This is a genomic window from Chitinophagales bacterium, assembly GCA_017303415.1.
GTDB lineage: Bacteria > Bacteroidota > Bacteroidia > Chitinophagales > Chitinophagaceae > SpSt-398.
Window position 1 is genome coordinate 98,167 of record JAFLBJ010000002.1, and the last position, 22,880, is coordinate 121,046.

Genomic DNA, 22,880 nt, shown 5'->3' on the forward strand with positions numbered 1-22,880 from the left:
ATCCGCGAAATCCTTACAATTCGTGTCCTAAAGTTTGACACCCACCGAAAACTGCATCCCCTGGTTAAAGGCTTTTGTTCCGGTATAGAATTCTACATCGGTCAACCCGTGCAGGTATTTGGCACCGATCGATACCTTTTTATTGGGCCAGAATTCTACACCGCCATGCAGGGCGATATCGCTATTGCGAACGGTGGAGGTAACATCTGTTTTTGTATCCAGGCGTAAATTGGTAGCCTGCAGTATCCAGCTTAATTGAACACCACCGGCCAATTTGAATTTGGGGGCGAATTCATACTTAAGGGAAACGGGAACAGACAGGTAATTCAGGCGAAGGTTATTCTCTCCGTTGATGGTAGAGATATTTTTTCCACCCATGGAGGAATAGAGGGCCTCGGGTTGGAAATACATTTTGTCGGCGATCTTCATTTCCACAAAGAAACCAAATACGAAGCCGGTCTTCCAGTCAGCGCTGATCGTACTCTCTTCCAAACCGGTATTGTGAAAATGGGAATAGTTCAAACCTGTCTTCAGACCCAGACGGGCTACATTACGGGATTTCTTCTGTTGGGCGCCGGCGGTTCCGGCCATGATTGTCAATACAAAAAGGGCAAATAAAACTTTTCTCATAGCAGTAATTTACCCCCCTAAAGTAAGGATTAATTCAGTATTTGCGGAAAGAAAATTTTTTTAGGGAAGATGTTCAAAATCACGGGGGAAAGGGCAAAATAATTCTACCTTACGACCAGGAGTTTGAGGATTAAAGGATTTGAGCTTTGATGGGTCTTGCTATTACCCGAAAAATTATGCGCGTGAGGAAACTGATCTTTTTTGGCTTGATAAGCCTGCTTTTTTCCTGCGGCCCCACGTTAAGGCCAACGGGGGTGGTGTACGAGGATTATTCTATATCAGGTACCCTTCCACGGGATAGCATGTTGGTGAAAATGATGCAGCCTTATCGTGATAGTGTGGCCAGTCAGATGGAGGAGGTGATCGGGCGGGTGGGGGATCGGTTACTCAAGCAGCAGCCTGATTGTGGACTTGGAAATTTCATGGCTGATGCGATGCGTCAGATGGGAAGTATAAAATATGGAGTTTCCATTGACCTGGCATTTGTAAACTATGGGGGTATTCGGCTGAATGAGCTGACGCCGGGTCCGATTACCCGGGGGAAGGTTTTTGAGCTGATGCCATTTGATAATATATTATTGATACAGCGGGTGGATGGAAAGACCCTGAAATCTTTTTTTGACCTGATAGCTTCCCGAAACGGATGGCCGGTTTCCGGGGGCAGTTTTGTGATAAGGGAAGGGCGGGCTGTAGATATAATGATAGGAGGCAAACCCTTTGATGAGTCGGCCACTTATGTGGTGGCCAATAGTGATTTTGTGATCAACGGGGGAGATAATGTGGTCATGTTCAAACCCCTGCCGGTTCAAAACAATGGCTATCTGATGAGGGATGCGATCATGGACCATGTAAGGGGCCTGACGGCTAAAGGCCAGGCTATTCAATCACCTGAAACCCGTGTTTCATATGCTCAATAGACGTTCCTTTTTACAGCATACGATGTTGGCCTCTGGTGCCGCCCTGGTTCCAGCCCGGCTGGAGGAATGGACGGCTATAAAGAAGTTGACCATTTTGCATACCAATGATACCCATAGCCGGATCGATCCTTTTCCCATGGATGGAAGCCGAAACCAGGGACTTGGAGGAGTGGCGGCAAGGGCAGCTTTGATCGATAAGCTGAGAAAGGAAGAAGAGGAATTGCTCTTACTCGATGCGGGGGATATTTTTCAGGGAACCCCTTATTTTAATTTATATAAAGGCGAACCCGAGATACGGTGTATGAGTGCCATGGGATATGATGCCGCCACGATCGGTAATCATGATTTTGATGCCGGATTGGAAAACCTGGCAAACAAACTGACGTTCGCCTCTTTTCCCATTGTTATCTGTAACTACGACTTTTCCGGAACACCCATGGAACATAAATATGTTCCATACAAAGTATTTAATAAAGGTAAATTAAGGATAGGCATAACCGGGGTTGGTATCCAGCTTCATGGCCTGGTTCCTGAAAATCTGTATGGGGCTACAAAATATCTTTCGCCAGTGGAAAAGGCGAATGAAACGGCCTCTTATTTACGTAAGGAAAAGAACTGCGACATGGTCATCTGTTTGTCGCATTTAGGGTATAAGTATAAAGACAATACGGTCAGTGATGTGGTGCTGGCCGGGGAATCGGAAGAGATAGACCTGATAATTGGCGGACATACCCATACCTTCATGGATAAACCTGAGTCATTCGTCAATAAAAAAGGCAAGCCCGTACTGGTTAACCAGGTCGGTTGGGCGGGTCTCCAACTGGGCAGGCTCGACTTTGAATTTTCCAAATTTTCGAGGAAAAACTTGGTTAATTCAACCCCTATCCCGGTTACGAAAAAAACAAAGGAATAAAAATTTTTTTTTAGGAAAGATTTATAGATATTCGTCCCCCTGTCAAACTTTTTTTAGTCCATTTCCCTATGATTTAACCCCACTCATTGATCCTTGAAAATTATTAACCCGATATATAAACTGCTGACCAAGTAATGGAGAAAAATGCTGAAAAAGTCTGGACCAATTGCCTGAAGATAATAAAGGACATCGTTGAATGGCAGCATTTTAAAACCTGGTTTGAACCCATCCAACCGGTTTCGCTGAAAAAAAATATCCTTGTCATACAGGTTCCGAGCCAATTCTTCTTTGAATATTTGGAAGAACATTATGTAAATTTATTGGCGAAGACATTGAAACGGGAGTTGGGAAAGGAAGCCAGACTGGAATACCGGATCATGGTAGACAGCGGCAACAAGACCCACAAACCAGTGACAGTTGATGTACCGGGTAACGGATATAAGATGTACCCGGAAAATGAAATGGATTTTCCTTTGATTATAAATAACCCAGTTAAGAACCCCTTTGTCATTCCTGGTCTGAAGAAGATGCAGATTGACCCACAGTTAAACCCGGTTTATCTGTTTGACGCGTTTATTGAGGGTGACTGTAACCGGGTAGCACGTCGTGCGGGAAAGACCGTTGCCGAAAAACCAGGCGCCAATTCTTTCAATCCCCTCGTGATCTATGGCGGTGTTGGTTTGGGAAAGACACACCTGGCACAAGCCATCGGAAATGAAGTAAAAAAGCTGCATCCCAATAAAGTGGTCCTCTACGTGAGCTCGGAGAAGTTCATCAACCAGTTCATGGACCATAGCCGCAACAATGCGATCAATGATTTCATCCATTTTTATCAGTTGATCGATGTACTGATCCTGGATGATGTTCAGTTCTTTGCCAAGGCCGAGAAATCGCAGGATGCTTTCTTTGCCATTTTCAACCATTTGCACCAATCCGGTAAACAATTGGTACTCACATCCGACAAACCCCCCAAGGATCTGGAAGGGGTTCAGGAGCGTTTGTTGAGCCGTTTCCGCTGGGGTTTGAGCGCCGATCTGCAAATGCCTGATTATGAAACCCGGATCGAGATCCTGGAAAGAAAAATGAAGAATGATGGACTTGACATGCCAAAGGAAGTGGTCAAGTACATTGCCTATAATATTAATAATAACGTCAGGGAACTGGAAGGGGCATTGATCTCCTTATTGGCACAATCTTCGCTTAATCGTAGGGAAATAGACCTAGACCTTGCGAAAAAAGTGCTAAGGAATTTTGTCAAATCATCCAGTAAAGAAATTACGATCGATACCATTCAGAAAATGGTATGCGAGTATTTCGATGTGTCATATGATAAGCTGTTGCAGAAAACCCGCAAACGCGAGATCGTACAGGCACGTCAGATAACGATGTATCTGGCCAAAGCCTTTACCAAGAATTCACTTAAAACCATCGGCGAACATTTTGGCGGACGCGACCACACCACGGTGATCCACTCCTGCCAAACCGTTAAAGACCTGATGGATACCGATAGTGTTTTCCGTGAAAACGTACTGGAACTGCAACAGAAAGTGCAATTAGCCGCCATGTGATACCTGTAAAGGATAAAAGTTTGACGGGTCCGCCTACGGCGGACCTGTTTTTTTGGGATTTGTTGGTATAAGTGTTTATTTTTGCCACCCTTATTTCAGTCAGGTGAGGTGGATGAGTGGCTGAAATCAACGGTTTGCTAAACCGTCGTACGGCCTTAAAGCCGTACCGAGGGTTCGAATCCCTCCCTCACCGCTTTCGACCACCGAAGCTTAAGCGTAGGTGGTCTTTTCTTCCGGGAAGTAGCGCAGGCCGGTAGCGCACCTGGTTTGGGACCAGGGGGTCGCAGGTTCGAATCCTGTCTTCCCGACTAAAGAGCGACTCTAAGTAGAGTCGCTCTTTTTTTCTTCGTGCCCTTCGTGCCCCCTTAGTGTCCTTCGTGTCCTCCTACGCTAGTCGGGCGTAGGAGGACACGAAGAACACGAAGAAGACACGAAGAACACGAAGAGGAAAACGAAGTCAAGGGGACGCGGCAAATGACCCACATTGCTCTGCCATCTCCTGGCAAACCCGCGCACATTCCTGGCAATGATCCTGACTATGCTTGGCACACTCCTGCGCACAAGCTGTTCCGATCTGGGAACAGGCAATGGCAAGCGCATTAATCTGAGGGCTTTCAAAGATCAATAATTTGGCAAGGGCCTGACACATACTGGAGCAGGCAAGGTTCAGGCGTATACATTCCACCATCATTCCCACATACTCCTCATGCAAACAGGCGGAAGCACATAGGTCGCAATGTTTAGCGCATTGGGTAAGTGTCTGTACCAATGGCTCGTAGGCTAGTTTCATATGAAGTTGTTTAAATAATAAGGCAACCCGCACAGGCTTTGCACGGGTTGCCGGAATTTGAAATCGATCAACGATTGCGTGAAGAAGAACGGCTTCCACCACTTCTGCCACCCGATTGGCTTCTTCCGCTACTGCTTCGGCCAGTATTGCCTCCACGTCCGCTATTGCCGCTATAGCGATTGCGGCTGCTGTGGCCACCGCTACTGTTGCTGCCACGTCCTCCGCCATGCGAGGCCCGCCCTCCCATAGCTGCAATGCGTCTTACGTCCTCCGGATCCATCGAGGCAAAACCCCGGCGGCCAGAACGGTTCGAAGAAGAGGAAGAACGCCCCGGAAATGAACGGTCGTCCCGATCATCACGACGCCGATCGGAATTCCCTGAGTGGCTGCGATGGCTGTTGCTATCTCCATAACGGCTACGATTGCCCGACTGACGAGTGCGGTAACGGCTCCCCCCACGTCGGTCATCCTCCTCCTCATCGTAGTCTTCATAATCATCATAAACATCCTCGTAGTCATCCTCATAATCATTGTCATACTCACTGTTCACGTCTTCATATTCATCATCCTCGTAATCATCATAGTCCTCCTCATATTCTTCGTAATCACGACCTCGGCCACCATGTGAAGCCTCTCCACCCATTCGGGCATACCGTCTGCGGCGCTCAGGATCCATGGATGCAAACCCCTGACGTCCGGAATTCCTTCTTTCCATACAAATAGCTTTTAAATTTTTAAATAGTATCTATCAAAAAAAAATCGGCAAACAATATGCCTTCTTGCATTTAAAGACGGGACCAGCCTATACAACAACGGAATGGGAAAATTTGGGGAAATAAATCAACAGTGGTAAATGAATTACTGGCATTATTTTTCTTCTACATGATAAATGAAGCTATCGACTATCAAAGATTCCTTCGCTGAATTTATTACAGCTTTTGACAAAGCCCAGGTACTTCGGCGTTCTGCCGCATTGGCTTATTATACATTGTTTTCCCTGCCTGGCTTGCTGTTGATCGTGATCTGGATCAGCGACCTGTTTTATCGTTCTGGTCAGGCTGAATCGGCATTATTTCTCAAGCTGGGAAACCTGATCGGCGAATCAAGTAGCCAGTTGCTGGAAAAAGTACTCCAACAGGTTAGACAAAGTACAGATGGATACTTTGCGCGGATCGCTGGTTTGGTGACATTGTTCTTTGGCGCTTCAGGAATATTTGTGGAGATCCAGCAGTCGATGAACCTTATTTGGGACATTCAGGTTAAACCGGTTAAAGGTAAGTGGTGGGTAAAACTTCTGATCGATCGGGTTCTTTCCTTTTCGATGGTGGCGGTGCTCGGATTTTTATTATTGGTTTCTCTGCTGGTCAACAGCCTGATTGATCTTTTTCTGGATCAACTGAGCCGATATCTACCGAATATTAGTTTGGTGCTGATCTACGCATCCAATTTCCTGCTCAGCTTTCTGGTCATCGTCACCCTCTTTGCGTTGATCTTTCGGGTGCTGCCAGATGCCCGTGTTCCCTGGAAGGAAGCACGCTCGGGCATTTTGGCTACCGCAGTATTATTTATGATCGGAAGGGTAGTCATCACTTTTTTACTGGGGCATAACCAGGTCGTCGGGTATTATGGACCCGCTGGCGCATTATTGATCATACTTCTTTGGGTGTATTTCTCTGCCGTGATCCTTTACACCGGGGCGATTCTCACACATCTGAACCTGCGCAGAAAAGGGAAAACGATCCGACCGGACCCTATTGCCTTCAGGCGGAAACGAAGGGAAAGAATTTTTAATAATGATCCTGGATCCGGTAGCTGATCCCTGGGTTTTAAAACAATAAAGAATGGTAAAGAAATGGGTAAAGAAAAAATGGTTCTGGATCGGCTTGGTGATATTATGTGGAGGCCTGATTTATTGGAGTGTTCAGAAAAAACCTGTTCTCTCCCGGCAAATCAATCAATGGCTGAATCGGGAAACGCAAGGACTCTATTCAATCCGGTTTGATCGTATCGAGATGGATGAGATAAGCGGGCGGATCAGGATTCATGGATTACAGGTGAACTTTCATTCATCTGTGTTTAAAAAACTGCAGGCGAAGAATCAGGCCCCTGCTCAACTGATAAAGGCCTATGTGCCAATATTGGAAATAAAAGGATTGGATATGCCTCAGGTGCTATTAAATGGGTCCATTCAACTTGATTCCCTTCGATTGGAGTCTCCCCAGGTACTTGTATTGCTGACAGGGGAAAAAGGTAAGGATAAAAAACAAGCTCGTGTTCGCAAAAGCCAGGTGCTTATTCATTCGATACTAATAAAAGCTGCCGAGGTCCAGATCAAAGAACAGTATGACCTCTCAGAAATTGCCCGTGTGGAAATTGATTCCCTGGAAGGGGAGGGTATTACATCTCTTGACCTGAATGAAGACCCCCTGCCAGTTGAAGCCATACGGTTTCAGGTATCTCAATTTTATTGGAATAGCCTGCCGGGCATTTATCGGGTGGAAGGCAATGGGTTGAAGGTGGATTCAAAAATGGAAGCGGTTGCGTTGGAAGAATTTCGATTCATTCCCCTTTTGTCAAAAACCAAATTTATGCACCAGCGAAAAACACAGACTGATCGGGTCGATTTTGGACTTCGCGGTCTCCGGTTTTTTGGATGGCGGATCGGGGAACAGTCAATGGACCGTTGCCAGATGGATTCCGCAGCTATAAACGATCTTGAGGTGGCTCTTTACCGGGACCGCCGTTTACCTCATGACAAAAGGAATCGTCTGGATCAAATTCCCTCCTCGTTGCTGTCCTCCCTGAAGATTGGTTTACGAATCCCACAACTCAGCATAGCGAAAGGCATTTTAACCTATGAAGAGTTGAGCCCGGTGACTGATTCTTCGGGCACGATTCGATTTGATCGTATACGGGCAGTATTGACCAATATTGATAGCCGGGCCGAAACGGGTAATTTAAATGCGCGCATTCATTGTCGGGTACAACAGGAAACCGAGTTAAAGACGGTGTGGAATTTCCGATTAGGTGATCCCCGGGCTAGGTTCTCATTCTCTGGTCGAATGGGCCAGGCCAGGCTTCATGCTTTCAATCCTTTGGCAATGCCGTTGGGATTGGCTCGATTTGAATCGGGACGCGTTCAAGATCTTCATTATGCATTTGAAGGGGATAAACATTTAATGAAAGGGGTGGTACACCTGCGCTATAATGATCTTCGTGTGGCATTAATGAGAACCAACCAAGAATACCCCGGGCTGGCCAAACGCAAATTTGCCAGTGGAATAGCTAACCTCGTACTACCCAATGAAAATCCGCAACGCAATGGTAAGGAAAGAGTCGCTTACCCCAGCCAAGAACGGGAAAGCGACCGATCTTTTTTTCGTTTTGCCTGGAATGCCTTATTTACGGGAGTGAAAGAAGTGGCGGGAATGCCCTGATAAAAAAGAGGGCCATTCAAGTGAATGACCCCCCGGAAGCACACATGAAGGAAGTTGCAAAAATTCTTTCAGGTTACAATCTTGTTGGGTCTTTGGTGCATGACCTGATATAAAATAGCTCCAAAAAAGGGGATGGATATTACCAGGATCAGCCAAAAGTTCCGTTGATACCGTTTGAGGCCAATATTACCGATCACATCAAAAAGGATCCATATCCAGTATACACCCGCTAAGAATATACTGATCCCGACAAGATAGGGGTTCAGGTTTTTCTCCGGTGGCCTGAAGATGAAACTGAAAAGCCAACCCATCAGGGATATTATGGCAATGATAAATGGGAATCGGTTTAGTATCCGCATTACCCCTCCTCTTTCGGTTGTTCACCCGATTTTTTTTTCATGATCTCTTCGATCTGAAGCACAAACTCCGTGATCACAGGCTCTGTGTAAATGCCAAATGTGCAGGAGAAAGTACCTTTATTGCCATCCTTTGTTTCCATAAGGTACAGGATCGCGTTTTCGTCGGGGTCACTTTTCCCTTCATAGCGAAAAAAATCAACAATGGCGATTTCTTCCGGACGATAGAACTGATTTCCTCCCATCCAACTCAATCCATGTTCAGTAATGGTGAAGTCACGATTGAAGCCCTTCTCCTTGGCTTTTTTCAGGCAGGAGAGAAGAGTGGTCATGTTGTCGATCAGGTTTTCGTTTGCCATGATGGGGTATTTGAGTTATTTGATCAGGCAGGTTGTTGGTCACGGAGACTTTTGATCCGGTCATGCGACAGCATAAGTTCATCTTTTTGCCTTGTAACCAATTGAAGGGCTTCACCAGCCAATTCATCCTCTTCAAGAGCTGATCGATACGCCCTCTGAGCTGCATCTTCTCCAAATTCGCAAGCATTCAAAACCGATTTTCGGTCATTTCCTGCAAAAGTGGCTTTGACATCCATCCAGGCCCGATAGATCTTGCCCTTTACTGTTGTTCCTTTCTCCGGCTCTTCGCCTTCTTTACGTATCAGATTACCCAGATCGCTCGCGTTGCGACGGCTTTGGGCCGCCATTTCACTGAATAAGCTACGGAGATCATCTTCTTGTGTTTGCTCCATCGCTTTTTCATATCCTTTTACGCGATCATTATTGATCTCGATGAGATCATTAATCGTTAACAAATTTTTCATGAGTTACTATTTTGTAGTAATTGTTGAAAAAACCATACCACTTTTTTTGATTGGTCTCTAATTTGAGTCTGTTCAAGATATGATACCAATTAAAGAAGACTTAATAACCGGAATCGTTAGAGAGAAATTAAGTCAAATGACACATGCCCTTTTTTTTAATCTGGAGGACAACCGTATTCCCTTTGGGAATAAACTTGTTCATTATATGGGAATGGATATTGATGGTAAGCTCCTTTTTTACTTCAAACCTTCTCCAATTGAAGAGTTGGATAAACAAGATCAATTTGGAGGACGTCTGCTCTTTTTTAAGAAGGGGTTATCCTATTATATATGGACAGAAGGCCTGACGAGTATTCTCCACAGACAGGGGAATTTATTCCTGTTGCGCTTTCAACCCTCTTTTGTGGAAGTAAGTAAGGCTAAACAAACACAACGGTATTTTGGGCTGCGAAGACCAAGTGAGCGTTTTTGGAATTGGTTATGGCTAAAAAAAAATAAAGAGTATGGATATTAACTGGGACAGGATCAGTCAAAAAATGAGAAGTATTGGGAAAGGGATGCTTCGGGTGCGCACACCCCATGCAAAAGAAACCTATCAGGTCGAAATCGCCTGCCTGCAAAATGGGTCATCCTGCGTGCCGGTAACATTGACCCTCCAATTACCGCCAGGTCCGGGATTAATGATGAATGTGCCGGCTTCCCTGATACAAATAACGGAAAATGGATATTTGTATGCCGTTGGCAGGGTTACGTATTTGGGTCGTGACCATAGTGGGGATCAATTACAGGTACTCATGCGTGTGGATAAGGCTCATTGGTTTCTGAAAACGGTTAACCACGGTTTGGCCGAGGTTTGCTCTTTTGAATGAGTTTGGCGGATTTTTTGCAAGTATCTGGTGGGTCTAATGATATCCACATTAAAAGTGAAGATTCGATCAGGCTATGCTATGGCCTTTTTTCTCCTCGTATTATCCTATTTCTTGATACTGGGGTCAACCCGTCGTTTGCACCAGCAAACCTCCTGGGTATCCAGCAGCCATATGGCACTTCTCAACCTGGAACGATTCTATTCTCATATTTTATCTGCTGAAGCGGGGGCCAGGGGCTATCTGCTCACCCGGAATGTGATTTTCCTTAAACCTTACCGTGAATCGCTGTCGAGATTGCCTGGGTTAAACAGAGGGTTGCTTGATTATTTTGAAATGGATTCCGTACAAGGGGCGTTGATGCATAATATCCATGGTATGACCACCCGGCGACTTGATCACCTGCGTCAGGCCATTTTGCTGTATCAGCGTTCGGGTTACAAAGTCACAAAAGAGTTGATCGCAGAGAAATTGGAATCCATGTTGTTGATGGATAGCATTCACAAATCAATTGAGCAGCTTACTTCTATTGAATACGCTCATATGTTGGATCGACGTCACCGACTTTCCGGATATTTTAGCGGCACCCGGACCATCACTCTGGTTTCGCTGATCACGGCAGTTATTGCCATCCTTTATTCCGTAATTACCTACAACAGAGAGAATCATGCAAAAAGTGAGGCTGACCAAAAGGCCCAGCAATACGAGGCTGATCTGAAAAGGAACATAAACGAACTTCAGGAGATGAACCACGAATTATCGGAGTTACGGAGCAATGAGAAATTTGCCTCTACCGGCCGGATTGCCCGGACCATTGCCCATGAAGTGCGTAATCCATTGACCAATATCTCCCTGGCCGCTGAGCAGTTGCAGGAAGACATCGGTAAAAGTCAGGAGTCTTCCTTGCTGTTGGATATGATCGTTCGAAATTCAGAGCGGATCAACCAACTGGTTTCTGATTTGTTGTATGCTACCCGGTTTGTTCAATTAAATATGCAGCGGACCAATGTAAACGAGTTGCTGGACGAGGCTTTGGCCATGGCCGGTGACAGGATTGACCTGCGATCTATTCAGGTTGTAAAAAATTATTCACCCATGGCCTGCAGTGTGCTGGTGGATGCCGACAAGATCAAACTTGCTTTTTTGAACATCATTGTGAATGCCATTGAAGCCATGGAGAAGAACAGAGGCATACTTCGCCTGAAAACAGAAAAAATTGACAAACGGTGTATTGTGGAAATTGCAGATAATGGAACGGGGATGGATACAGATACGCTCCAAAAATTATTTGAACCCTATTTTACGGTTAAGCCTCAGGGTAATGGGCTTGGGCTTACAAATTCACAGAATATCATTCTTAGCCATAAAGGAAATATAAAAGTAATTAGTCGGCTGGGCGAAGGATCTGTTTTTCAGATATTTCTGCATTTGGACGATGGATGATGGAGAAAATATTCCCCATTATGGGGAATTTAATACATCTTTTCAATGGTACGTAGAATGGTATCCCTGGTAAATGGCTTACCGATAAATTGCTCGATCCCAATACGCTCTGCCATTTTTCGGTCTGCTGAAGTATCATGTGCAGTGATCATGATCAGATTTGTAGCGGGTTGATATTTTCTGATTTTTTCAACCAGACCAGTGCCCAGGCCATCGGGCAGATGGTTGTCAAGAAATATTATGCAATAGGTGGCGGGAGAAAGAATCAATTTTTCGGCTTCTCCCAGATTTCGGGCAAATACCGAATGAATATTCTTTTGCCTTAAGATGGCACCCAACAAATAACATATGTCAGTTTCATCATCTATTATTAAAGCAACGAGTCTATGTGGTTTTTGATTCAAGACTTTAATTAATCGGTCATACAAAGGGGATTACCACTTTTGCCACAATTTTTTTGCCAAAAGGGTTTTTACTTAGTCTCATCTAAGTGGGAATGAAAAAAAATCCCGGCATGATTTCGGTGGGGAAATTATGCCACGTAGTTTTACCTTAATTGATACCTTAAATCCTTATGTATGTCCAAGAAAATACTCATTATTGATGATGATGCAGATCTTTGTCTATTATTGGTTCGTTTTCTGGAGAAACATGATTTTGAGATCCGAACAGCTTATTCTGGAAATAAGGGGTTGGCTCTTTTTCAGGCTGAACGATTTGATGCAGTGATTTGTGATTATCGGTTGGGAGATATGGATGGTTGTAAACTGGTTTCCGGGCTTAAGGAGCACGATCCCGATGCCGCCATATTAATGATCACCGGATATTCAAATGTGAAAGTTGCTGTGGAAGTGATCAAGATGGGGGCATTTGATTATCTGACCAAACCACTCATTCAGGATGAGGTATTAGAGAAACTGGGTCAATTGATAGGGGATCATACAAATGGCCGGGATACACTGGTAAAATCTCAAACCGAAAAACGAAGGTCGGCGGAGGCTTCAACGGGCAAATTTTTTCAGGGCAAATCAAGGGCTGCACAGAAACTGCAAAAGGAAGTGGAATTGGTGGCCGGAACTAATTACAGTGTTATACTTTATGGGGAAAGTGGCACCGGAAAAGAGGTGATGGCCCGAACCATACATGATCATAGTCCAAGAGCGGGTAAACCTTTTGTTCCACTTGATTGCGGTACCCTTTCGCGGGAGCTTGCCGGAAGTGAATTGTTTGGCCATGTAAAAGGCGCATTTACTGGAGCCTTATTTGACAAGGCGGGGCATTTTGAGCTGGCAGATGGAGGAACCTTATTTCTGGATGAGATCGGCAACCTCCCGCTGGATGTACAAGCCGTTCTGTTGCGTGTAATCCAGGAGCGAAAGTTTAAACGCATAGGCGGAAACAAACTTCAGGAGGTGGATGTTCGAATCATTGTCGCCTCCAATGAGATATTGAAAGAGGCTTGCAGTCGGGGAAGGTTCAGGGAAGACCTGTATCACCGGTTTAACGAGTTTTCGATTTCCATTCCACCTCTCCGCGAACGCAAGGACGATATTGAACCACTGGCATATTACTTTCTTGATGAGTGCTGTTCCGATACGGAGAAAGAAATTCCGGGTTTTTCCCAGGAGGTATTGGATTTTTTCCATACCTACCCATGGCCGGGGAATATCCGGGAATTTAGAAATGTAGTGCGGCGAACTGTTCTGCTTACCCCGTCGGGTGATTTCATCCAATTGGCAGCACTGCCTGTTGAAATGCGAAATGGACAGAGTTCTAACCTGCCTCCGTCTTTGGACAAGGAGTTGTCTAATAACGGCAACGGGGCCGGTGAACTGTTAAGCACGGTAGTATCAAGGGCAGAGTTTGAGTTGATCACAGAGGTTCTCCGGCAGGTAAATTTCAATAAAAAGAAGGCAGCAGAGATACTGAAGATAGACCGCAAAACACTTTACAATAAATTAAGACATTTTGAATCCCTCGATATGCGGATTCAATAGATATGTAGAAATTTCTACACAGTGCCTTTATTCCATCACAGGATTGTAGATTTTATTACGCATTTGAATTGATGTTTCCTGCCCTGAACCCTGAGGCATGGATTTTGTCCATGTTATTTCCTAAACATTCAATCAAAAAAATTTATTTGTATGAGAAATTATTCAAGACGCGGTTTTGGTTCCGCAAATCGACAACCCCGGTCTGGTGAAAATGATCGGTACGTGCGCCAGGATAATTATAGTGAAGAGTTTGGTGCTACACGCAGCGTATTTTATGATGATGATTCTGACGAGGGGTATAAGGAAACGCCCTATCGCGAAAGGCGGTACTATGGAGAAGAGGAAGATATTGATCGTCGTGATTATGGTTCCTCCTACTCCAATCCAAACCGGTATCAGGAGCAACGGGTGGACCGCGACTTTGATCGCGACGCCAATTACGGATATGATGAGGGATATTCCCGGGGCTATCAGCGAAATCACAATGAAAGACCGGAAAGATCACAGCAACGCCGAGGCAACCGCGGATACCAGGGGAATAACCGCAACCGGTATTGATACGCACTTCCGAAATTAAAACCACAAAAAAGGAGCATTATGGCACCCAAAAAAAGTACGAACAATAGCACAACCAATAAAGGCAAGGAGGACACACCCCTGCTGGAGAAATTCTTTCTGGATCAGCTCAAGGATATTTATTATGTGGAGCAACAACTCCTGAAGGCACTTCCGGAAATGGGTAAAGCCTGTACCACTGAAGAACTTGAAGATGCCTTTGAACAGCACCTCCAGCAAACCAAACGACATGTAAAAAGATTGGACAAGGTCTTTCAACTTATTGGAAGCACTGCTTCAGCAAAAAAATGTGAAGCCATTGACGGATTGATCACCGAAGCCCGCCAGATCATCCGGGAAACCAAAGAAGGGAGCATGACACGCGATGCGGCGCTTATTATTGCGGCGCAAAAAGTGGAGCATTATGAGATCGCTTCTTACGGTGGCCTGGTTCAATTGGCGTTGACCATGGACCTGTACCGTGCTGCTGATCTGCTTGAAAAGACCTTACAGGAAGAAGACCAGACAGACAAAGAACTTACGGATATAGCCGAAAGTCATATCAATGTAAAGGCTGAACAGGAGGGGGCTTATTCCTGGGAAAAGCATAGCGAGGTGGAAGAGGATGTTTATTCTTGAGTCAGTTTTCACATAACCCGGACTGTTATCCATGACCTATTTTTTAAGCAATAGGTTGATGTCAGGAACGGCCAGGCATTTTTATGCCTGGCTTTTTTATACTCTTTCCGTAACAAAAAATGGCACAGTTTTTTAGTTATGCAGTTTACGCCAACCTTTATGCAACAACAAAACGCTTCTTTTCGATCGCTCGTCTTATTGATTTGGCCGGTCTTTGTGTATAAGATTGTGTATGCTGTCTACATTATTTATTATGCTAAACTGGGTTTGAACTGGTACCGGTTAGCCTTGCTGGGTATAGCCATCGGAGGCGTTAGCGCGTTAGTAGCTGCGGTAGGTTATTTCAGGCGTATCCGGCGAATGAATGGGAAGAACAAGGAATGGAATGAGTATTATTATTCGCTTTTTGTACATACCCTTATTCTGGTACTATATATCGTTGCGGCAGTTGTTCATGTAGGTGACAGCCAGGACGGGGTTTTGCCCCAGGGTACTGCAATGATTATTCTGATGGGCTTACCTCCCGTCCTGGCTTTTGTCAACCTGTTGATCAGTGACAACCAATAAATATTTCAAATTGTCCAGTAGCTTATTTCCAGGTTTTGTCTTGCAGGTCTTTGGCCTTGTCCCGGTGGGAACGTAATGCAGGTAAACACTTGCTGGCAAAATCTCTTACCTCAGGCGCGTCGCCTTTGGAAACCGCATTTTCGTATAAACGAATGGACTCATCATGCCTGTCAATGATTTCTTTAATGAATTCCTTGTCAAAATCATTTCCGGAACGTTGACGCAGGTCGGTGAGGTCTTTTTCACTTTCATTGGAAACCATATCCGGCAAGGCAATGTTTCGTTCCCTGGCCAGTCGTTTGATCTCGTCATTCATTTCCTGATGGTCTTTCTTAAGTTCTTTTGACAGGGAGCGGATGCTGCTCAGAGAGGATTTGTCCATCGCCAATTGTGTTAATTGTATCTCTGTCATGGTGGCATTGGCGGCTCTGACCAGAAAATCAGCTGTTTCTTCGGTGGGAGTTAAGATCCTCCTTCCTTCGCCAACCGAATCATTGTACCTGTTTTCGGCATTTTCCCGATTCGCTTTATTAATCGAATCCGCTTCATCTACACTGTCATTGGCAGCATTGTTACAGGCAAAAAATGTAACAGTCATGAATAGGCATAAAATCTTGTTTCGCATACTGAGTCATTTTGAATAGTGATGAATAATTTAATAGGGTAAAGGAAATATTCATGCCAACTTGAAATGAATGGAAGAATTGACTGGCATGGTTTTTTCAAGGTTTCAGTAAAAGATCTGCTATGGTTCAGGAAACCGTTTCAAAAACCACTACGGTCAATCAGCAACAGATGATTCTTGACCTTATATACATTCACAGGGAAAGAATCACAAGTATGATGCGCTTGAATAAGTGGGTGGATCACAAGGTCATTCAACCTATGATTTCTCAGTTAATACAGGAATCCAGAACCAACTTGCTGGAGTTAAGGAGTTGGCTATCTCCACTCTTGTTATCTGAACCCGCTGATCGCAAAGATGGTAAAGGGGAACTCTATGCGAGTTGGCCTGGAATTCCCAAATTGTCACCTGGATGTCAGTGGCAGGAACTTATTCGTTTTTTTGAAGAAGATGAAAAGACATTTTCTCTGGTGTATATGAAATTGCTTTGTCGGCGGGGAATCTTTTCCCGGGATTTGAGGAAAATATTCTCCCGTCACCTGGCCCGCTCACAAAAAAGAACAGCCAGTCTGCGGGTGTGTTTCGCTTGTCCGGAAGCGGACAGTGTGACCAACCCTGTTGGTAGTGCGCGGCTGACGATTTAATCACCTAAAATTGAAAATTATGTTACGTTGGTCACTTGCCTTTTTGTTAATAGCCATTGTGGCTGCAGTGTTTGGGTTTACAACCATTGCACTTGGCGCCGCAGGTATCGCCAAGATCGTATTCTTCATCTTTATTGTTTTGTTTCTCATATCCATTATACGGGGGAAGCCCGTAAAAGGGGATATTTAATATTTCTTCATAAAATAAATTATATACTATGAACAAGGGAATGAAATTCACTTTGGGTGTCGCTTCCGTACTCCTTACCGGGGTGCTGATTGGTGTGTTGATCGCTCCGGAAAAAGGAAGCGAGTTACGTAAAAAACTTAAAAAGCAAGGAGAAGATCTCCTGGCCAAAGGGAAGGGCCTTTTTCAAAAAATTTCCCAGGATGGTGAAGAAATTTTAGAAGACCAAGCTCTGTAAGTGGATAAGCAGCATAGCAGCGGAATAAAGGAGGAGGCCAACCATCTATTGAAGTCGGGCCGCAGTTATCTGGAAACATGGGTGGAACTGAATGTGATGCGTTTTGTTCGCCTATCTTCCAGATGGGTTGCGCATTGGATGGTGAAAGGGATATTGGTGGTTCTGGTTCTCTTCCTTATTCTCTTTATAGGGTTGGCACTGGCTTTTTGGATAGGGGATAAGCTTGATAACCGGTATCTGGGTTTTGGTTTGGTCGGACTTGGGTTTGGGCTCCTTGTTCCGGTGGTTATCCTGCTGGGAAAATGGATTTTGATCCCCTTATTTCGGGATCGTTTTATTCAACAGGTTTTTGAAGATGAACAAACAGATCAAACATTACCATGAACTGGTACTGGAAGAAGAACGTCTCCGACGTTTATTAAAAGCCAATGAAAGAGTGCTTAGAGAACACCATATGCGTTTGGAAAAGGAATTGGATCCTGTATTTAATGGAATCAATTGGGTACATCGAGCCTTTCTTTTTGGAACAGAAAATCCCTTGTTGATATCCGGAGTCAAACGTTCGGCCAATTTTCTATTCCGCAAAGCCGTATTCGCCGGAACCAAAGGATGGGGTCGCCTTTTTGCGCCATTATTTACAGGGTTCTTATCAAACCAGTTTATGAAAATGATCGCCCATATCGATTGGAATAAATTATTCGCCGGACAGGGCGACTCGCCGGAGAGTGGTGAGCCTGTCCCTCATCCGGCAGATCAGGAATCCAGAACTATTTAAATGGAAAATCCAGGTATGCGGTTTAATGAATTAATGACGCGATTGCTTCTTTTGATGCTGATCCTGATACTGGTAATCCTGTCGCTCTTTGAACTTCGGATATTTATGCCTGGTATTCTCGGGGCTATAACCTTATATGTGTTAAGCAGACAAAGTTTTTTCCAATTGGTCTTTTCCAGAAAGTGGGGACCGGGTCTAACAGCGCTGATGTATGTGGTGGGCTACTTATTTGTGTTAGGTGCACCTGTTTATCTGGGACTAACGCTGGCAGGGCCTTATATCCGTCCCATTCTGGAGAATCCTGCCGATGCGGTAGGAAAATTGGGGCAGGCTGTGGATGGCTTTACGCAGAAGAATGGATTGGAATGGCTTGGAGGTGGACAAGTGGGTAAATGGTTGGAAGGATTGTTTAATTGGCTCCCATCGCTGGTCAACAGTTCGATCAATTTGGTCACCAACCTTATATTGATGTTGTTCCTGCTCTATTTTCTATTGAAGGATGGTAGCAAAATGGAAAGAAGGTTGTTGCGCTGGATTCCACTCAATCAGGAAAGCACTCATTTACTGGCTACCGAAACCCGACGTATGGTAAAGGCCAATGCCTTGGGAATTCCAATGATATCGGCTATTCAAGGCGCCGCGGCCATGCTGGGATATTATTTATTTGGACTTCCTCAATTTGTATTCTGGGGGTTCCTAACAGGGTTATTCGCTTTTTTTCCGGTAGTGGGTACCATGGTGGTATGGGTCCCTCTGGTAATCTACACGTATACATCCGGTGAGTCAGGAATGGCTGTAGGATTATTGTTTTATAGTTTACTGGTTACGGGTAATATTGACTACTTCGCCCGAATCACGATATTAAAGATGTATTCAAATATACATCCGGTCATTACAGTGTTAGGGGTTATTGTGGGGTTGGGTTTGTTTGGATTTATTGGTCTCATTTTCGGTCCTTTATTGATCAGTTACATCATAATATTGACACGCATATATCGAAGTGAGTTTGTGGCGGAGCGACGGGAGGACCTTCAGCAGGAATAGAGTTGGTTGCTTTACAAAATATATTTGGATGGTTTCAGTGTGATTTAAGTATATACCCTTCCTGTCCAGGCGGGGTATTTTTTTTGTGCCCTTCCTGTTCTTCGTGCACCCTTCGTGCTCTTCGTGCACCCTTCGTGTTCTTCGTGCCCCCTTTGTGTCCTTTGTGTCCTCCTACGCAAGTCTGGCGTAGGAGGACACAAAGAACACGAAGAAGACACGAAGAACACGAAGAAGAAAAAACGTAGAATTCGGGAATAAGCACTACTCAGTTTCTACCAATGACCAATTGTTGATGGGTCAAAATAGAACTTTCCTCCATAAAAACTTCGTGTTCTTCGTGCACCCTTAGTGTCCTTTGTGTCCTCCTACGCAAGTCTGGCGTAGGAGGACACAAAGAACACAAAGGATGCACGAAGGACACAAAGGTTAATAACCATTTACCACTCTTTTAATACCGTTTTTAAATAAGACAGTGTTGAAGTTGAGGAGAAGACCAAATCTAAGATTAAGACATCGTAGGTAAGTTAGGGTCTGTGCCAGATGCAAAGGGATTACTGCTTCCACACTCTTAACTTCAATGACCACCTTTCTTTCAATTACGAGATCGGCCCTGTATCCGCATTCCATTTTTATTTCTTCAAATATCAAGGGTATTGGCTTTTCTGTTTCAACAAACAACCCTCTTTTCTTTAATCTATAGGCAAGACAGGAGTGGTAAACATTCTCCAGCATGCCCGGGCCTATTGACTTATGAATGTAGATCGATTCGTCTAGTATGATTTTTATGATCTCCTCTGTATCCATAGTTTGACCATTTGTTGATCGGTCAAAATAGAACTTTACTCCATAAAAACTTCGTGTCCTTCGTGCACCCTTAGTGTCCTTTGTGTCCTCCTACGCAAGTCTGGCGTAGGAGGGCACGAAGAACACAAAGAAGACACGAAGGACACAATGGAAAAAAATCGTTGAATTCGGGAATAATCACTAAACAGCCTGTACAAGTGACCATTTGTTGATGGGTCAAAATAGAACTTTACGCCATAAAAACTTCGTGTCCTTCGTGCACCCTTAGTGTCCTTTGTGTCCTCCTACGCAAGTCTGGCGTAGGAGGGCACGAAGAACACAAAGAAGACACGAAGGACACAAAGGAGAAATAACGTTGAATTCGGGAATAAGCACTAAACAGCCTCTACCTATCACCATTTGTTGGTGGGTCAAAATAGAACTTTACGCCATAAAATCTTCGTGTCCTTCGTGCACCCTTAGTGTTCTTCGTGTCCTCCTAGGCAAGTCTGGCGTAGGAGGGCACGAAGGAAACAAAGAAGACACGAAGGACACAAAGGAGAAATAACGTTGAATTCGGGAATAAGCACTACCCAGCCTCTACAAATGACCAAATTTTGATGGGTAAAATAGAATTTTCCTCCATAAAAACTTCGTGTCCTTTGTGCACCCTTAGTGTCCTTTGTGTCCTTCTACGCAAGTCGGGCGTAGGAGGGCACGAAGAACACAAAGAAGACACGAAGGACACAAAGGAGAAATAACGTTGAATTCGGGAATAAGCACTACACAGCCTCTACAAATGACCAATTTTTGATGGGTAAAATAGAATTTTCCTCCAAAAAATCTTCGTGTCCTTCGTGCACCCTTAGTGTCCTTTGTGTCCTCCTACGCAAGTCGGGCGTAGGAGGGCACGAAGGACACAAAGAAGACACGAAGGACACAAAGGAGAAAAAACGTGGAATATGGGAATAAACACTTTACAATTTTCGCACAGATGTCTACCAATATCTCCCCGCGAATTGAATGAAATACTCCCAGTTCGGTCCAGTGGTATGACCACCTTCATGTTGCCGCCAGGCTATATCTCCATTCAATAATCCTGTTTTCTCCTCTGGAAACTGATCCGTACCCAGCCCTTTCTTCCCCAACAACTCGTAAACAGGAGATGCATGTACGCCCCCGAGGAACATACCCTTTGCATCAACCCAGCGGCCTTCCACATTGGGAGAACCTGAACTGATGAATACGGGGCGTGGCGCACAGAGCGCAACCAACTGATGGGCATCTACCGGCAGATCATTCGGAGTGAGGGGACCGGCATAGCGAATAAAATTACCGGCAAACCAATGATATTCTGCCGAGGAGGCCAGGTTCTCTACCTGCTCCCCATATACACGTCGTAAAATTTTTGTACCCCCCGCACCCGAAGAACCAATAAAGCCAATACTGATCCTCGGTTCATACGCCATCGTAACAATAGCGGCCTTCCCATATCGCGAAAGCCCTTCGATCCCTACGCGTTTTGCATCAACACCGGGATCCGTTTCCAGGTAATCGATCGTTCGACTCGCACCCCAGGCCCAGGCACGCAAACTGCCCCATTGATCAGGACTACGAAACTGGCCTTTGTTACACAATCCAATGATCCCTTCTGTCAAACCCGCGCCATTGTCAGCCTGGTAACTGGTAGGTACCAGAATACCAAAACCCCATCCCTTTTCCAATAATTGTTCCTGCCATGATTTTTGAACAGGCGTACCCGGAGGAGGGGCCGGTGGCCTGAACCCCGGAGGGAAAATAAATCCAAACTCGATCATCACAGGTACTGGTTGCTGAATGTGCTTTGGCAATACCAGCGAAAACTGGATATCTACCGTAAGCGCAGGATAAGATGAATTATCTACATGCCCTACGAGTTCCTTTACTTCCGCCAGGGTTCCGCCAAAGAGCGAATCCCGTCGGCTTTTTATTTCCCAGCGCACCGCCGGTGTATTTGTTGGCACACGTCCATAAATTTCTTTATCAAATGCTGCCACGATCTCAGGACGTCTTTTCTTCCACCAGGCAGAAGCATTATTGACCGTCTTTCCATTTTTTAATTTCAACGGATCGGGCAGGGTGGTATACGGAGAGGCTTTGGATTCGTCGATATTTGCCGCATTGGGTGCAGATGGATTACCAGATGGTCCAGGACGGGTAGAGGTTATTCCCAGTTTCCCGGTCATATCCTTATAATCTTTTTGCGTTTGTGCCTGGGTCGCCTTCATGGCCTTATCCCGGGTCTGCCAGGAGCGGATATGTTTGGCTACATCCACCATCGGCGCAATGTAAATATCCTTCTCATGGTCTTTTAAATACTGCAGGAACTGTCGATGATCGGGTAAGCTTACATCCAACCCGTTTCCACCGCCCACGCCATGAAACAAGATCACCAGCATTGAATTGGTACGCATGGCCTCTTCCACCCAGGCAATCATTTGTTCGGCCTTGTGGTGATTGACCATATAACAATCGGTATTATACAGATCAATGTCCTGGATCTTGTGCATTTCGCCCCTTACTCCACGGGCCGCGATAAAATCTTTCTTAAGCGGTTCTATAAAAAAACTGTCCTCCACCTTCTGGTCGCCACAGGTATAAGCAAAGGTCCTTTCCGTTTTTCCATCGAGAGCTTGCAGAAATAAATTGGTCATGCGTGTCTCGTCCACTATTTGTTTGAGAGTATAGGTGCTGAGATCATATTCCTTTGGCACCCATTCTCTGCCCGGGCCACCGGCACAGGGGTGATACAGCGTGTGGTTGCCCAGTTCATGTCCTTTGGCAGCCATGCCACGCCATTCTTCCATTCGGGTTTGTACGGAGGGCGAGAAGGCGGTAACATAAAAGGTGGCCTTTAATCCCAGGGAGTCGAGCAGCGGCAAGGCATTGTCGAGGTGCTGGTCAATGGCATCGTCATAGGTGATCACAACGGCACATTTCTTTCCTTGCCAGGGTTGGTTGAATTGTGCCTGCATGGCCGTATTTCCCAATAGCAATACGATCAAGGGCCAATGAAATCTTTTCATGACAAAGGGTTTTAATTT

The 22,880-nt window shown here is 45.1% G+C and carries 28 protein-coding genes and 2 tRNA genes; 20 read left to right on the top strand and 10 right to left on the bottom strand.

Annotated features, from left to right (window positions below):
- Positions 1-27: 27 nt before the first annotated feature.
- On the bottom strand, positions 28-630 hold the full coding sequence (locus tag J0M30_14165) for a PorT family protein (protein ID MBN8668641.1): 603 nt from the start codon (positions 628-630) through the stop codon (positions 28-30).
- A 182-nt stretch (positions 631-812) separates the two neighbouring features.
- On the opposite strand from J0M30_14165, the gene J0M30_14170 reads away from it, so the two are divergent.
- The 5 genes from J0M30_14170 to J0M30_14190 all read left to right on the top strand — a co-directional run bounded on the left by J0M30_14170 (position 813) and on the right by J0M30_14190 (position 4,336).
- Positions 813-1,547 carry a 5'-nucleotidase C-terminal domain-containing protein gene (locus tag J0M30_14170; protein MBN8668642.1) on the top strand — a complete coding sequence of 245 codons (735 nt, stop codon included), beginning with the start codon at positions 813-815 and terminating at the stop codon, positions 1,545-1,547.
- Complete coding sequence (locus J0M30_14175) at positions 1,537-2,460, top strand: metallophosphatase (GenBank protein MBN8668643.1); 924 nt, start codon at positions 1,537-1,539, stop codon at positions 2,458-2,460. The genes J0M30_14170 and J0M30_14175 overlap by 11 nt, the downstream gene beginning before the upstream one ends.
- A gap of 134 nt (positions 2,461-2,594) precedes the next feature.
- Positions 2,595-4,028, top strand: a complete 1,434-nt coding sequence (gene dnaA / locus J0M30_14180; protein ID MBN8668644.1) for a chromosomal replication initiator protein DnaA — start codon at positions 2,595-2,597, stop codon at positions 4,026-4,028.
- A 102-nt stretch (positions 4,029-4,130) separates the two neighbouring features.
- Positions 4,131-4,221: transfer RNA gene (locus J0M30_14185), tRNA-Ser, on the top strand.
- 41 nt (positions 4,222-4,262) lie between these two features.
- Positions 4,263-4,336, top strand: a tRNA-Pro gene (locus J0M30_14190).
- 149 nt (positions 4,337-4,485) lie between these two features.
- Here J0M30_14190 and J0M30_14195 read toward each other — a convergent pair.
- Both J0M30_14195 and J0M30_14200 read right to left on the bottom strand, forming a co-directional pair.
- Positions 4,486-4,818, bottom strand: coding sequence for a four-helix bundle copper-binding protein (locus J0M30_14195; protein MBN8668645.1), 333 nt, complete (start codon positions 4,816-4,818; stop codon positions 4,486-4,488).
- Positions 4,819-4,885: 67 nt separating this feature from the next.
- The gene (locus tag J0M30_14200) at positions 4,886-5,533 is read right to left on the bottom strand and encodes a hypothetical protein (protein ID MBN8668646.1); all 648 of its coding nucleotides are present in this window, start codon (positions 5,531-5,533) and stop codon (positions 4,886-4,888) included.
- 174 nt (positions 5,534-5,707) lie between these two features.
- On the opposite strand from J0M30_14200, the gene J0M30_14205 reads away from it, so the two are divergent.
- Positions 5,708-6,634 (top strand): YihY/virulence factor BrkB family protein, encoded by a 927-nt coding sequence (locus J0M30_14205; protein ID MBN8668647.1) that lies wholly within the window; start codon positions 5,708-5,710, stop codon positions 6,632-6,634.
- A gap of 25 nt (positions 6,635-6,659) precedes the next feature.
- Entirely contained in the window at positions 6,660-8,255 is a 1,596-nt protein-coding gene (locus J0M30_14210; GenBank protein MBN8668648.1) for a hypothetical protein, read from the top strand.
- A 68-nt stretch (positions 8,256-8,323) separates the two neighbouring features.
- On the opposite strand, the gene J0M30_14215 is transcribed toward J0M30_14210, so the two are convergent.
- From J0M30_14215 to J0M30_14225, 3 genes are read right to left on the bottom strand one after another with little or no spacing between them, the layout of a single operon-like run.
- Positions 8,324-8,614 carry a PLDc N-terminal domain-containing protein gene (locus J0M30_14215; protein ID MBN8668649.1) on the bottom strand — a complete coding sequence of 97 codons (291 nt, stop codon included), beginning with the start codon at positions 8,612-8,614 and terminating at the stop codon, positions 8,324-8,326.
- Complete coding sequence (locus tag J0M30_14220; GenBank protein ID MBN8668650.1) at positions 8,614-8,970, bottom strand: hypothetical protein; 357 nt, start codon at positions 8,968-8,970, stop codon at positions 8,614-8,616. The genes J0M30_14215 and J0M30_14220 overlap by 1 nt, the downstream gene beginning before the upstream one ends.
- Positions 8,971-8,993: 23 nt before the next feature.
- Complete coding sequence (locus J0M30_14225; GenBank protein ID MBN8668651.1) at positions 8,994-9,434, bottom strand: PA2169 family four-helix-bundle protein; 441 nt, start codon at positions 9,432-9,434, stop codon at positions 8,994-8,996.
- Positions 9,435-9,570: 136 nt separating this feature from the next.
- On the opposite strand from J0M30_14225, the gene J0M30_14230 reads away from it, so the two are divergent.
- From J0M30_14230 to J0M30_14240, 3 genes are read left to right on the top strand one after another with little or no spacing between them, the layout of a single operon-like run.
- A complete protein-coding gene (locus J0M30_14230; GenBank protein ID MBN8668652.1) occupies positions 9,571-9,948 on the top strand; it encodes a hypothetical protein in 378 nt (125 codons plus the stop codon).
- A complete protein-coding gene (locus J0M30_14235; protein MBN8668653.1) occupies positions 9,938-10,303 on the top strand; it encodes a hypothetical protein in 366 nt (121 codons plus the stop codon). Before J0M30_14230 ends, J0M30_14235 begins: the two co-directional genes overlap by 11 nt.
- 36 nt (positions 10,304-10,339) lie before the next feature.
- Positions 10,340-11,743 (top strand): CHASE3 domain-containing protein, encoded by a 1,404-nt coding sequence (locus J0M30_14240; protein ID MBN8668654.1) that lies wholly within the window; start codon positions 10,340-10,342, stop codon positions 11,741-11,743.
- A gap of 29 nt (positions 11,744-11,772) precedes the next feature.
- On the opposite strand, the gene J0M30_14245 is transcribed toward J0M30_14240, so the two are convergent.
- Entirely contained in the window at positions 11,773-12,081 is a 309-nt protein-coding gene (locus J0M30_14245) for a response regulator (GenBank protein ID MBN8668655.1), read from the bottom strand.
- Positions 12,082-12,321: 240 nt separating this feature from the next.
- Here J0M30_14245 and J0M30_14250 point away from each other — a divergent pair, with 240 nt between their 5' ends.
- The 4 genes from J0M30_14250 to J0M30_14265 all read left to right on the top strand — a co-directional run bounded on the left by J0M30_14250 (position 12,322) and on the right by J0M30_14265 (position 15,501).
- Positions 12,322-13,740, top strand: coding sequence for a sigma-54-dependent Fis family transcriptional regulator (locus J0M30_14250; protein MBN8668656.1), 1,419 nt, complete (start codon positions 12,322-12,324; stop codon positions 13,738-13,740).
- A gap of 150 nt (positions 13,741-13,890) precedes the next feature.
- Positions 13,891-14,298 (top strand): hypothetical protein, encoded by a 408-nt coding sequence (locus J0M30_14255; GenBank protein MBN8668657.1) that lies wholly within the window; start codon positions 13,891-13,893, stop codon positions 14,296-14,298.
- 39 nt (positions 14,299-14,337) lie between these two features.
- The gene (locus J0M30_14260) at positions 14,338-14,934 is read left to right on the top strand and encodes a ferritin-like domain-containing protein (protein MBN8668658.1); all 597 of its coding nucleotides are present in this window, start codon (positions 14,338-14,340) and stop codon (positions 14,932-14,934) included.
- A gap of 159 nt (positions 14,935-15,093) precedes the next feature.
- Positions 15,094-15,501 (top strand): hypothetical protein, encoded by a 408-nt coding sequence (locus J0M30_14265; GenBank protein MBN8668659.1) that lies wholly within the window; start codon positions 15,094-15,096, stop codon positions 15,499-15,501.
- Between the two features lie 22 nt (positions 15,502-15,523).
- On the opposite strand, the gene J0M30_14270 is transcribed toward J0M30_14265, so the two are convergent.
- On the bottom strand, positions 15,524-16,126 hold the full coding sequence (locus tag J0M30_14270) for a DUF4142 domain-containing protein (GenBank protein ID MBN8668660.1): 603 nt from the start codon (positions 16,124-16,126) through the stop codon (positions 15,524-15,526).
- 122 nt (positions 16,127-16,248) lie between these two features.
- On the opposite strand from J0M30_14270, the gene J0M30_14275 reads away from it, so the two are divergent.
- Genes J0M30_14275 through J0M30_14300 form a run of 6 tightly spaced genes read left to right on the top strand, consistent with a single transcriptional unit; the run spans position 16,249 to position 19,014 of the window.
- A complete protein-coding gene (locus tag J0M30_14275; GenBank protein MBN8668661.1) occupies positions 16,249-16,770 on the top strand; it encodes a hypothetical protein in 522 nt (173 codons plus the stop codon).
- A gap of 19 nt (positions 16,771-16,789) precedes the next feature.
- Positions 16,790-16,960, top strand: coding sequence for a DUF1328 domain-containing protein (locus J0M30_14280; GenBank protein ID MBN8668662.1), 171 nt, complete (start codon positions 16,790-16,792; stop codon positions 16,958-16,960).
- A 28-nt stretch (positions 16,961-16,988) separates the two neighbouring features.
- Entirely contained in the window at positions 16,989-17,195 is a 207-nt protein-coding gene (locus J0M30_14285; protein MBN8668663.1) for a YtxH domain-containing protein, read from the top strand.
- Complete coding sequence (locus J0M30_14290) at positions 17,196-17,579, top strand: hypothetical protein (protein MBN8668664.1); 384 nt, start codon at positions 17,196-17,198, stop codon at positions 17,577-17,579. It abuts the gene before it with no gap.
- Complete coding sequence (locus J0M30_14295) at positions 17,551-17,970, top strand: hypothetical protein (GenBank protein ID MBN8668665.1); 420 nt, start codon at positions 17,551-17,553, stop codon at positions 17,968-17,970. The genes J0M30_14290 and J0M30_14295 overlap by 29 nt, the downstream gene beginning before the upstream one ends.
- On the top strand, positions 17,971-19,014 hold the full coding sequence (locus J0M30_14300) for an AI-2E family transporter (GenBank protein MBN8668666.1): 1,044 nt from the start codon (positions 17,971-17,973) through the stop codon (positions 19,012-19,014). It begins immediately after the preceding gene.
- Positions 19,015-19,440: 426 nt separating this feature from the next.
- On the opposite strand, the gene J0M30_14305 is transcribed toward J0M30_14300, so the two are convergent.
- Positions 19,441-19,818: a GxxExxY protein gene (locus J0M30_14305; protein ID MBN8668667.1), complete on the bottom strand. Its 378-nt coding sequence runs from the start codon at positions 19,816-19,818 to the stop codon at positions 19,441-19,443.
- Positions 19,819-20,795: 977 nt separating this feature from the next.
- Complete coding sequence (locus J0M30_14310; protein ID MBN8668668.1) at positions 20,796-22,862, bottom strand: polysaccharide deacetylase family protein; 2,067 nt, start codon at positions 22,860-22,862, stop codon at positions 20,796-20,798.
- Between the last annotated feature and the right edge of the window lie 18 nt (positions 22,863-22,880).